The sequence below is a fragment of the Nostoc sp. 2RC genome (assembly GCF_014222165.1).
Taxonomy (GTDB): Bacteria; Cyanobacteriota; Cyanobacteriia; order Cyanobacteriales; family Nostocaceae; genus Nostoc; species Nostoc linckia.
Window position 1 is genome coordinate 1 of record NZ_JACKZU010000258.1, and the last position, 11,800, is coordinate 11,800.

The following is an 11,800-nucleotide window of genomic DNA, read 5'->3' on the forward strand; positions in this document are numbered from 1 at the left end:
GTGAACGAAATTTTGTGTGGGATTTCTAGCTAAGTATCCAAAAAATTACCCTCCACACTCCCCACACTCCCCACACTTCCCACACTCCCCACACCTTTTTTCGCTCACCCGGTGGGGTGCAATGGCTGTGGGAATCATAACTAATTAGGCGGACACGATCAGCTGTTCCACATTTAAGGCACGTTTAGTATGCTAATTTATTGCTTCCCACTGAGTACTCTGTGCCCGATATCTCTCCGGTAATATATCCCCTCAAATTGAATATATTTAATTCCTGCATAGGCTTGGGCGATCGCTTTTTCAAAATCTTCTCCGATTCCAGTGACGTTTAATACCCGCCCTCCATCTGTCACCACTTGTTGTTGCTGGTTCAATTTCGTACCTGCATGAAACACAGTTACTCCGGCTTTTTCTGCTTCTCCAATGCCAGTAATCACCTTGTTTTTTGCATATTCTCCCGGATAACCGCCAGATGCAGCGACAACTGTGGCGGATGCTCCTGATTTCCAAGCAATGGGCGGCAATTCGCTTAAACGCTGCTGTACACAGGCTAAAAGCAATTCTGCTAAAGGTGTGTCTAATAGTGGTAAAATTACCTGGGTTTCTGGGTCGCCAAAGCGGCAGTTAAATTCCAAAACCTTGAATTTGCCATCTGGTGCAACCATTAACCCAGCGTAGAGTACGCCACGGTAGTCGATGCCTTTTGATCTTAAAGAGGCGATCGCTTTTTCTAAAACTTCCCTTTGAACCCGTGCCATTAACTCTGGTGTAGCAATGGGAGTAGGCGCATAGGCTCCCATACCGCCAGTATTTTCCCCGCTATCCCCCTCACCAATGCGCTTATGATCTTGAGCTGGCAGTAAAGGTCTAATTGTTAATCCATCCGTTAATGCTAAAACCGATACCTCTTGCCCAATTAAACATTCTTCAATGACCACAAATTCCCCAGCACTGCCAAACTGCCCTTGAAAAATCGCGTCAATGGCACTTTGCGCTTGTTCAACTGTTTGTGCCACCGTTACGCCTTTACCAGCAGCCAAGCCATCAGCTTTGACAACAATTGGCGCTCCTTGAGACTTGACATAAGATTTTGCTGCTGCTGCCTCAGTAAATACCGCAGCCCGCGCCGTAGGAATCCCGGCTTCCTGCATCAGAGCTTTTGCCCAGGCTTTGCTTGCTTCAATCTGTGCCCCTGCTCGAACTGGGCCAAATACCATCAGTCCTTGTTCTTGGAGATAGTCAGTGATTCCCTTAGCCAACGGAACTTCTGGCCCCACCACCACCAGAGAAATACCATATTCTAGAGCGTATCGGCTTATACCCTCAAAATCATCTACCGACAGCAGCAAGTTCTGGCAACGTTCCATAATTGCTGTGCCTCCGTTTCCTGGTACACAAACAACTTGCTCAATTTGCTCGGATTGCAGCAATTTCCATGCCAGAGCGTGTTCGCGTCCCCCATTCCCTACAACTAAAACTTTCACTGATTTCCTCGTGCGTCCCTTGCGAAACGAGAATGCCCTATTCGATTCTCGCGGATAAAATTTTCCATACTCATGACACGCTTGATGTCACGATGGTTTATCTTACCATCTGCTTACTTCAAAAAACCTGCCTTTGAAGGGATTGGGCATTGGGCATTGGGCATGGGGCATGGGGCATGGGGCATTGGGCATTGGGCACAGAGAGGAGAAGATTTTCTCCCCTGTTCCTCTACCTCCCTATCTCCCTATCTCCCTATCTCCCTTGTCCCCCACCGACCTATCCCACAAAATCATTGGTTATACCAACTTTTCCGCCATTGCTGCATTTCTTTAATTTCTGTATCTTGTGCTTTGATAATTTCTTGGGCTAATTGTTTGATTTCGGGGCGTTTAGATTTAGTTAAAGCGTCTTTTGCCATTTTTACAGCCCCTTCATGGTGAGGAATCATGGCATTAATAAAGCGCAAATCAAATTGAGCATCAGCCGCGCCTAAGTCTTGGTTCATCATCATGGCTTGCATTTGCTCTGGTGACATCTCCATTGTGTGACCCATTTGACTGTGATAAGCCACTGGTTTATCTCCTGCGTTGGGATACCAAGCTTTTCGCCACTGCTTCATTTGGGTAATTTCTTGGTTTTGCGATTTGATGATATTGTCTGCTAGTTTTTTGATTTCAGGACGTTTGGATTTTTGCTGTGCAACATTCGCCATTTCCAAAGCCCCTTGATGGTGTGGTATCATCCCATCGATAAACCGTAAATCAAAGTCAGCATCGGCTGGGCCTAAATCCATTCCCATGCTGTGATTCATGTGGTTATTGCTACCACTGGTAGGAGTTGCGTTTGGAGTTTGTGTTAAGTTCTGGGAAGCAGCATTGGAACAGGCTGTGAGTAATCCACTGGTTGAAGCGATCACCACAAAACTCAACGCTAAAAAACTTTTTTTCAAAGATAGCAGTTGCATAAGTTTTATCCAACAGTTTCCTAATTCTATATTTACTTGTTAATTTTACAAATCCAAATGAAATTAGGATGAAATTTTCAAATTTTAGATTTTATATTTAAAAGTGATCTATCGCATTAATTTTGAGGGTTTTGAAGAACGAACCGCAAAGAACGCATTCGCGCAGCGTCTCGTCAGAGAAGAGCGCAAAGTAAGAAAAATTAAGAATAAGTTCACTTATCAGAACTAATGGGACAGACCAGTTTTAAATATAAAAATATTCTAGCGTAGAGATAAACGGCTGTTCGTCTTTATTTAAAATCTCAAATTGTGTCGGTCAAAATTGTATAAGCTTCATTTAGTAAATGCATTTTTTCTTCTGCTTGTTTTTGTTGTTGTGGCTTACCTACAAATAAATCGGGATGCCATTTTTTAACTAAAGTTCGATAAGCTTGCTTAACTTCAGTCAAAGAGGCGTTGGATTCTAATCCTAAAATGCTGTAGGCGTGATTAATTTTATCTTTTGGTGTCTGAGTTTTAGGTGGATTTGGTGTTTGATTATTTTGAGTTGTATTTTGCTGTTTGTGAGTTTTAAAACCAGGCGATCGCATTTCTGCTTTCATTCGCGCTATTTCTTCATCGAGTTCCCAATTATTAAATTTTGAGTCCAATTCTTCTGGACGTGGAGAGGCGGATTTTTTGGGTGATGGAGAAACTTGTTGAGTATTTTTTTCTGTTACTGATTTGGAAGCTGAAGAAACTTGTTGATGAGTATTATTAGTTTTAGTAGTATTCTTCTGTACTTGGGCAGAAGTTTTAAATTTTTCTGGTTGCGTTAAATATCTAGTATTTACAGTTTTAGTTTGTGGTATTTCTTGATAAGGTTGATAATTAACAGAAATTTTGGCTGTTTCTAATTCTCGCAGTAATTGATTGAAAATATTTTGTAATCGCTGTAATTCTTGGCGTTTATTAGTAATTTCTAATGGTTCTTGATTAACTTCCAAGGAAATTACTTTTTCAGCTTTTCCATCGTATGCAGCCAAAATTGATAATCCTTGAGTGCTAAAACTAGAAAAATAATCTTCTGTTGCAGCTATGCAAAGTTTAGCAACTTGCTGATGATAAGATTCATTAGCTGATTTTCCTTCTTGTTGTTGAATATTTTTATTTAATAAATAAGAAATACTCCCAACCACAGCAGCACCCACAGGGCCGCCCAATAACCAACCAATACCACCACCAACTGCAATGGAACCAGTTTCACTCAAATCACTTTGATGATTTGGTTTGGGAGGTAACGTAATTGTGGGTTCGCTAGGGAAGGGAATTAATAAATCTTCTGGTCTTTCTGTTTGAAAAAACTCATAAGCTTGGTAAAGCCATTTTACCGTTGCTATTTGTAATTGATTGAGGTCTTTTTTGAGAGTATTTGTTTCCCAAGATTTAAAGTTATTTTCTGCCAGTGCAACTGCGGCGTCAGCTTGGTATTTTGCTAGTAGTTTTGGAAAACTTAGCCAATCTTGTAACTCAGAAATACTATTAGTAAAGCCTTGTTTAATTAAGTTAACAGCTTTTTCTTTGATTTCAACTTTAGCGTTTTGTTTATCAACAAGCGATTTAACTTCAGTGGCGATGGGGTCAATTTTGGCTTTTAATGATTGTTGAATTTGAGTGGCGATCGCCTCCACTCTTGGTAAACGTACACTACCATGATTTTGTTGCAAAATTCCTGCAATGTTTTGCAAAGCCGTTTCAAAAGCCACCAAACCGCTACTATTGGCTTCTGCAACATCACCTTTTAATCTAGCTCGTAAGGCGGGTAAAGCATCAACGCGATACAAATTACTAAAACCTGGAGGTAATTTGGCTCGAAAACTTTCCGCCACAAATAGCAGGCGATTTTGGACTTGTTTTTGTTCTTCAGGTTCGAGTAAATTAATAAAATTGGCAACAAAAATAACTGTTTTTATCCCACGGTCTAATAGCCAATCTCGCAAGTTTTCTCGTTCGCCTAAAGTCATTAACTTGCGAGCATCTAATAATTGTACAACTAAATCAGCACTTAAAAGTTGTTCTCTTACTAAATTATCTTGTTCTTCTCTATCGTTAGTCCCTGGTAAATCGAGAAATTCCACACCAGTTTCTAAAAAAGGATGGGAACAAAAAACTTCTACAGATGCTACATCTTTTCGCATCTGTCTATCACCATCAAGAATCGCAAATTGCTGTAAAACTTGTGTTCCACTGCGGTAGATTTCTGTACCATCTATCAACATAATACGAGTCCGCACATCAGAACCATACTTAACAGTAATGGCTGCGCCTGTAGTCGGAATTAAATCAATAGGTAACGTGCGATTCCCCAATATGGCATTTAATAAAGTAGATTTGCCATGATTAAAAGGGCCAAATACCGCAATCCGAAAGCTAGGATTAACTAGATAATTACAAATAGAAGTTACATCTTGATGCAGTTGCGATTTGCGTTCTAAATTTAATAATGCAGATGCAGATTTGAGAGAATCTACTAATTTTTGATATTGTGATTGCATAGTTTATTAATTAGAGATTTCAGAAAAGAATTCAGAATTCAGAATTCAGAATTCAGAATTCAGGAGTTAGGAGTCAGGAGTTTGGAGTTAGGAGTTTGGAGTCAGAATTCAGGAGTCAGGGGTCAGAATGAATTTTGGATGACTGGCGAAAAGCGTAGAGTAATACCAATTCACCAAAATATTGATACACATACAATAACCAGTAGGCGCGAACGGCTGTACCCTGCCGGAGGCTAGAGCCTTCCATTAGTAATAATGTCTAAATCCCTCACTGATTAATTCTGAATTCTGAGTTCTGAATTCTGACTCCTGAGTTCTGAATTCTGACTCCTGACTCCTGACTCCTGAGTTCTGAATTCTCACTCCTGACTCCTGACTCCTGAATTGCTGTACTTTAGCTATAGTAAGCTAACAAATTGCTGTATGCTGCCTCAATTTTTTGCAACTGCGCTATTACATCTTCTTGTAAGGTTTTTAATCTCTTCAACTCACTTTCACGATTAATTTCGCGGGTTTCTTTTTGCTTAACTAAATTATCTAGTTCAGATTTCCGAGAAACAATATCATCGTTAATTCGCTTGCTGACTTCTCTTTCGTAAGCATCAAAACATTCTTTTACCGCATCGTATACAACTTGAGATTGCTCCTGGGCTACTTGGGGTAAATATTTAACTAATTCTTTTTTAGCCGTTTTTACTAACTCTTTACGCGCTTGATCTGCTTGTAAAAAGCCTACTCCCAAACCTAGCAGTGCAAATCCAATTGGCCCTAGAAACACACCAGTAACGGCTGTAATTATCCCACCAATACCAATGACAGTGAAATAGTTTAACAAGATATTTTTCCAATCAAATCCACTCCCTGCTAGTGCAACACCAGCAAGATTTCCTTTAGACAGCGATAACAATCCCATTGCCCATTTTGCCCAAGCCGGAGAGTTATCATCTTCACTAGGAATAGTGGCGTTTACTTTGATGTTTTGCCCGGTGATTTTTTCGGTGATTTTGTCTGTGACTTGGCTATAAGATGCGCCGTATTGTGCAGCACTACGAGAAAGTTCTTTAAAGGCTGTATTGATATCTTTTTCTGCGGTTAATGTCCAAGCGGCAGATTTGTCAGTGATATATTGCTCAAAGGCTTTTTGCAATGCAGCGTTAAAGGCTTCCCGTTTTCCGCTACTGAGAAAATCAAACAAATTTAATTCTGGTTGATAGCGGACAAAATCGTTTTCAAAGGTATTACCTAAGTTTAAAACGTAGCTGCGGAAGGATTCAGAAATTGTTCTGGCTTGAGTATCTCTGGTGTTGAAAATTTCTTTTTGGAATTGATCTCGAATTGTCGTGAGGGTGTTGAATTCTGGTTCTACTGAATCAATTCGTTTTTTCAATTCATTTACATCTTGGTCGAGTAATGGTACTCTTCTGGCAACGGCTTCTAGGATGTGATTAACAGCTTGCCTAGATAAAGTTCTGATTTGACGAAGTTCAGCGATCGCTCTTTCTTTGGTAAGAAAAGTATTCAGTGCCCCCATAAACTCAGGAAAGCCAGTCCCCTGTAAATCAGCTTGAGTATTCTTCAGCCGCCTTCTGAGTGCCTGAATTGATGAAAGCTCAAATACACGTTCATCATAAATATTTTGACCGTCTACGTAACAATACTCAGCTAAATTTGCTTTAAATACCTGCCGCAATCTCTCTTCAGCTGCTTGTAACTCTTCTACATCATCAGGATCGATTAATGATTCCCGCAGTTGATCCCAAGCATTGATTAAGAAGAAAACTGTCAAACCTCTACCTTTAATATAATTTTCTAAATACCGACGTTCACCTAAGGTACAAGGCTGAGAAGCTCTCATCACGAATAAAATTGCATGGCAATTATTCACATAACTCAAAGATAATTCATTGCGGGCTTCTGTATCATTCAACCCTGGACTATCAACAATTTCAATTCCTTTTTCTAGTAAAGTTAACGGATATTCGACTACTGCATAATCAACATCAGGAAAGGCTTGCTTTTTCTCCTGTTCTAATTTTTTGGCTTCAGCCGGATCAATGGTATATTTATGTTTAAAACTTTGGAAATCTAACTGTTGCGGACTTTTGCCGTCATTAAAATGAATTGTAACTTTCTTTTCTGGGCCATAGCGTAAAACTGTTAACACTGCCGTACAAGGGTTAACATCGCTCGGTAACAAATTTTCTCCGATTAAAGCATTGAGAAATGTACTTTTTCCCCGCTTCATATCTCCCAACACTAAAAGGCGAAATACACCTTCACGGAGATTTTTACTAGCTACTGTAATATCATCAATATCTCGTTCTAGGCTGAGTTTTCCTGATGAAGAATCGCCAGCTAATTCAGCCGTATTAATGATTTCAACAAGTTTATTCAAACACACAGAAATTTCCGATCGCACTTGAGCAACACGCTCTAAATCTTTAATAAATATGTCAGTTGCTACTTGCTCGCTCATCATAGTTACACCTTAATTAAGAAATGTTTTTTTTGGATTCAAAAAATAATTTGTAAGACATCCACCCCAGTGCAGCAACAATAATCAACCCGGCTAGCGCTGAGGCTATCCTTACTGCAACTAACGCTACCACACCAAGAGCAAACAACTTTCCCCCCAGAATTAGTTTTTTTATCCAAGGTTTGGGGGAATTTTCTGGTTGATGCTTAACAGTTTTATGAAAAGGCGCATCAGCAGTATGAATTTTAGCTTCCATTTCTCGAAGTCGCAATTCAACTTCTCGTTCTCGTAATATACGTTCTCGTTGTTCAAGTTCTTTATGGCGGTCTTTCTCAGATGTCATCAGTATCCACTCCGTCTAAAGAATTTTCATTGTCAGTTAAATTGAAGCTGGAGTTAAATTCCACAAAATGCACTTGTTCGCCAAACATGGGCATCATTCATAGTCAATGATGCTTAGTTAGGGCTTGCTGGTTACACCTTCTGTAGACTTCTAAGAGAAATGGGTAAAAGGGTAAGGGGTAAAGGGGAAAAGAGCAAATAAAAACCCTTTTCCCTTTAACCTTTTCCCTTTCCCCACTATGAGCAAAAGTTACTTTTGCAAAAGGTCTTGTGTAGAAGCCGTTTTTGAGTCTGCGATTGATTTTAAGCGCGTAATGGTGGCTTTACGAATGCGTTCGCTTTTGCGTACTCCGCCCGCCATTTCATATTCCCGACTGTTTTTGCCATACCTCGATGCCACACCATCAACCAAGCGTTCTGAAGTTTCACGAATGCTTCTTTCAAGGGTTTCTATTTTTCCCTTTGCTGTGTCAAGTGCAGTTAGCATCATATTATACTGGTCAATTTCGTTGCGGAGTTCTCCGGTTAGCTCAGTTAAATGGTTCACACTAACAAAATCACCAAAATCAAGGCTAGAATTAATCGATTTAAATCCGATTAATTTCTGTTCAGTTTTTTCTAGCACAGGAGAACTTCTTTTTTTACGCGGCATCAATGGATACCTTTTACTAAAATCTATCTTTCTAGGGTGTCCTAATAAACCAGTGTTTTGGCTCAGTAAAGCTTACAAATTTAGGTATTTTTTTATAAAAAAATTAATTTTATAACTAAGTAATTACACCAAAAAATAACAAATCGTTGAGAACGAATTTGTGTTGTGGACGAATGCACTTGTGTTGTGGACGAACGCACTTGTGTTGTGGACGAACGCACTGGTGTTGTGGACGAATGCACTTGTGTTGTGGACGAACGCACTTGTGTTGTGGACAAACGGACTTGTGTTGTGGACGAACGCACTTGTGTTGTGGACGAATGAACTTTTGTGTTGTGGACGAACGGACTTGTGTTGTGGACGAACAGACTTGTGTTGTGGACGAACGAACTTGTCCGGTTGATTACTTATTCAACCCGAAAAACCCCACCCCTTAATCCCCTTGCTAAAAATACAACTGGCGAATCAGGGTGAGACCCGTCATTGAAGGATTTTTCGTCATTCCACCCGATATAGAGACGTAGCAATTCTACGTCTCTACTAAATTATGCGGATATGATATTACTGGTGAAGTAAACCAAGATGTGATGGTAATAGTTAATGCAGCCTTAAAATTGCATTTGGCATTGGTTTGAGTTTGTACAAAATACAATAACGCCTCCGTGGTAAACTTGCTGAGTTCTGAATTCTGAGTTCTGAGTTCTGAATTCTGAGTTCTGAATTCTGAGTTCTGAATTGTAACGTATCAATATTTCCTGACCTATGTCAGCATATTTTGTCTTAAAAAAGACTTTTAGAGCGTATTTTCAAGTTCTTGAAGATTTTCTCGAAATTTCTTGTGAATAGTCCATCGCTTTTCTCGACCTTTGAGGTGTACTCTCAATATACAGTAACTCTCGCGATCGCCTTTTGAGATCGGTTACACCCAGAGGTGAATACCATGAAAAATTATGGTGACAAGCAGGAATCGGTCTTAGATCAAATCAGAAATAAATGTTTTCAGCGTCACAATTTCAGTGGATATGACTTGAGTGAAATTGACCTGAAAGGATTAGATTTAAGTGGATTGAATTTTATAGGAGCAAATTTGCGTGGTACTAATCTATCTGGTTGCATACTCACTCGTGCAAATTTAAGTGGCGCGAATTTGATGTCAGCTAATTTATCCGCAGCAAATTTGTATGAAGCCTCATTATGTGAAGCTAATTTAGCGAATGCCGATTTAAAGCAAGCAAATTTGTGTGGAAGTTTTTTATGGCGAGTGAAATTAATCGGTAGTAACCTTTGGGGTACTTCCTTATGTGCTGCGGATCTGAGTGAAGCAGACCTCACCGAAGCCAAATTAATTGAAGCATCCCTAATTGAAGCTAATTTAGTCAGAGCAAATCTCACAAAAGCAAAGTTATGTGGTGCAATTTTGCTAGAAACTAATCTCACCGAAGCCAATTTAACTAGTGCAGATTTGACATGGGCAAACTTAACTAAAGCAAACCTAAGTAAAGCCAACCTTTACCAAGCAAACCTAATTTATGCAAAATTGCGAGATACAATCATGCCTGATGGCACAATTAAAGAACCTCAAATAGTTATTAGTTATTAATCATTGGGCATTGGGCATTGGGCATTGGGCATGGGGCATGGGGAAAGAAAAAAGATTGAATTTATTCCTTTTCCCTTTTCCCTTTTCCCTTTAACCTTTTCCCTTACCCCCCACCCCATCCCCCCATAGCCATCAATCAAAAACCATTAACTACACCAATACTAATGCGATCGCGCCCTTGGAGTTTAGCTTGATAAAGTGCTTTGTCGGCTGCTTCAATTAAATGTTGCGGTGACAATTTGAAATTGGGCACAATGCTGGCAAAGCCTATACTCACAGTCACATAAGTATTTATACTAGATTTAATGTGAGGAATTGCTAAGTTGCGTACTGTTTCTAAAATTTTTTCAGCCACAAAAATTGCTCCTTGATTTTCTGTATTGGGAAGAATCATCACAAATTCTTCTCCACCGTAACGAGCAACTAAATCTGCTGGGCGTTGAACAACACTTTTGAGCGCTGTTGCAACTTGTTGTAGACAATCATCGCCCATTAAGTGACCGTAAGTATCGTTATAAAGCTTAAAAAAATCGATATCTAACAAAATTAATGATAAAGGTAGGCCATCGCGTTTAAGACGACACCATTCAATTTCAAAACACTCATCAAATCGGCGACGATTAGCTATTTGAGTCAAAGAATCGAGATTAATCTGTCTTTTTAGTTCCTCATTAGTAGCTTGCATCTGCTGATAAGCTATTAATTGATGAATCAGATATACGTGACTCGGACACTTAAAACATAACTGGAGATTAGTGGGAATCACCACATCCCTGATTTTCTCAAGTTCATTCATCAAAAATTGCTCGCGTTGATAGCGATTGAGTGCTGTTTGAATAGCAACGTAAAGTTCTTGGTCTTTAACAGGTTTGAGAATATAACCAAAAGGTAATGTCAGCGTTGCTCGTTCTACCGTACTCTTATCAGAATGCCCAGTGACATAGATAACTGGAATGTGTAAATTATTCCATATTTGCTCTGCTGCTTGAATACCGTCCATCTGACTTTGCAGGCAAATATCCATCAAAACTAAGTTGGGACGAAGCTTTTGTGCCTTCTCTATTGCTTCTTCTGCTGAAGAAACGATATCAACTACCACATATCCCAGTGATTCAAGAATTTCCTGTAAATTGATAGCAAGAATATACTCATCTTCAACAACCAGGATTTGCACTAACTGGGTTTTGTATATTTCTGATGAGTCATTCATACTGTTAATATCCGGGTTATATCAAAATGTAGTTAACACATGCCAATTCATAATGTATAGTTCCAGTAATTTTAATCGCTAAAGATAACAATAACGATATGGGAAAAACTATTTATTAAGTAAGATAATTATAAAAAATTACACCATCAATTTGTGTTAAACATAAATTATCTGAAAATTAATTCTCCTCATTTCAATATTAAACTGTTACTCTCTTAACTTGCATAGTTGTTTATCCTGAGACCACTGACAGTCAAGCGTCAAGCTTCAGCAGTGAATACGAAAATATGTGCAAGTTATATGAATAACAGTTTAGTATGATGTTTATAGTGCTAAAGCGTATACTTTTAGTATGAAGCGTAATTTAATGTATTTTTATGCTGTGTGAAGCGCAATTGCAACAGATTATGAGAAAGTAGCTTTTTGAGTTTTACCCAGCTTTTTCAAACATCAAATATGAATTCCATACATAGCAATTTTAAATCATACCAATTTGAAAAAATAATGCAACACATAGACAAGACCCCTCCCCAACCC

Annotated in this window: 9 protein-coding genes; 2 read left to right on the forward strand and 7 right to left on the reverse strand. The window is 39.1% G+C overall.

The window, feature by feature from the left end:
- Positions 1 to 197: 197 nt before the first annotated feature.
- The 6 genes from purD to GNE10_RS24160 form a co-directional block, all read right to left on the reverse strand.
- A complete protein-coding gene (purD, locus tag GNE10_RS24135; RefSeq protein WP_185567330.1) occupies positions 198 to 1,484 on the reverse strand; it encodes a phosphoribosylamine--glycine ligase in 1,287 nt (428 codons plus the stop codon).
- Between the two features lie 290 nt (positions 1,485 to 1,774).
- Positions 1,775 to 2,449: a DUF305 domain-containing protein gene (locus GNE10_RS24140; RefSeq protein WP_185567331.1), complete on the reverse strand. Its 675-nt coding sequence runs from the start codon at positions 2,447 to 2,449 to the stop codon at positions 1,775 to 1,777.
- A gap of 302 nt (positions 2,450 to 2,751) precedes the next feature.
- Positions 2,752 to 4,983 carry a dynamin family protein gene (locus GNE10_RS24145; RefSeq protein WP_185567332.1) on the reverse strand — a complete coding sequence of 744 codons (2,232 nt, stop codon included), beginning with the start codon at positions 4,981 to 4,983 and terminating at the stop codon, positions 2,752 to 2,754.
- 394 nt (positions 4,984 to 5,377) lie between these two features.
- Positions 5,378 to 7,459 carry a dynamin family protein gene (locus GNE10_RS24150; protein WP_185567338.1) on the reverse strand — a complete coding sequence of 694 codons (2,082 nt, stop codon included), beginning with the start codon at positions 7,457 to 7,459 and terminating at the stop codon, positions 5,378 to 5,380.
- A gap of 16 nt (positions 7,460 to 7,475) precedes the next feature.
- Entirely contained in the window at positions 7,476 to 7,802 is a 327-nt protein-coding gene (locus tag GNE10_RS24155; RefSeq protein WP_185567333.1) for a DUF3040 domain-containing protein, read from the reverse strand.
- Between the two features lie 249 nt (positions 7,803 to 8,051).
- On the reverse strand, positions 8,052 to 8,453 hold the full coding sequence (locus GNE10_RS24160; protein ID WP_185567334.1) for a hypothetical protein: 402 nt from the start codon (positions 8,451 to 8,453) through the stop codon (positions 8,052 to 8,054).
- A gap of 165 nt (positions 8,454 to 8,618) precedes the next feature.
- Between GNE10_RS24160 and GNE10_RS24165 the strand changes: the two genes are divergently transcribed.
- Together GNE10_RS24165 and GNE10_RS24170 are read left to right on the forward strand one after the other, a co-directional pair.
- The gene (locus GNE10_RS24165; RefSeq protein WP_185567335.1) at positions 8,619 to 8,777 is read left to right on the forward strand and encodes a hypothetical protein; all 159 of its coding nucleotides are present in this window, start codon (positions 8,619 to 8,621) and stop codon (positions 8,775 to 8,777) included.
- Positions 8,778 to 9,393: 616 nt separating this feature from the next.
- A complete protein-coding gene (locus tag GNE10_RS24170) occupies positions 9,394 to 10,053 on the forward strand; it encodes a pentapeptide repeat-containing protein (protein ID WP_185567336.1) in 660 nt (219 codons plus the stop codon).
- A gap of 136 nt (positions 10,054 to 10,189) precedes the next feature.
- On the opposite strand, the gene GNE10_RS24175 is transcribed toward GNE10_RS24170, so the two are convergent.
- On the reverse strand, positions 10,190 to 11,263 hold the full coding sequence (locus GNE10_RS24175) for a diguanylate cyclase domain-containing protein (protein ID WP_185567337.1): 1,074 nt from the start codon (positions 11,261 to 11,263) through the stop codon (positions 10,190 to 10,192).
- Between the last annotated feature and the right edge of the window lie 537 nt (positions 11,264 to 11,800).

Excerpts from the sequence above, each read along its gene's own strand:
- GNE10_RS24155 (WP_185567333.1), bottom strand. The coding sequence starts at position 7,802 with ATGACATCTGAGAAAGACCGCCATAAAGAACTTGAACAACGAGAACGT.
- GNE10_RS24150 (WP_185567338.1), bottom strand. The coding sequence starts at position 7,459 with ATGAGCGAGCAAGTAGCAACTGACATATTTATTAAAGATTTAGAGCGT.
- GNE10_RS24160 (WP_185567334.1), bottom strand. The coding sequence starts at position 8,453 with ATGCCGCGTAAAAAAAGAAGTTCTCCTGTGCTAGAAAAAACTGAACAG.
- GNE10_RS24170 (WP_185567336.1), top strand. The coding sequence starts at position 9,394 with ATGAAAAATTATGGTGACAAGCAGGAATCGGTCTTAGATCAAATCAGA.
- GNE10_RS24145 (WP_185567332.1), bottom strand. The coding sequence starts at position 4,983 with ATGCAATCACAATATCAAAAATTAGTAGATTCTCTCAAATCTGCATCT.
- GNE10_RS24140 (WP_185567331.1), bottom strand. The coding sequence starts at position 2,449 with ATGCAACTGCTATCTTTGAAAAAAAGTTTTTTAGCGTTGAGTTTTGTG.
- GNE10_RS24175 (WP_185567337.1), bottom strand. The coding sequence starts at position 11,263 with ATGAATGACTCATCAGAAATATACAAAACCCAGTTAGTGCAAATCCTG.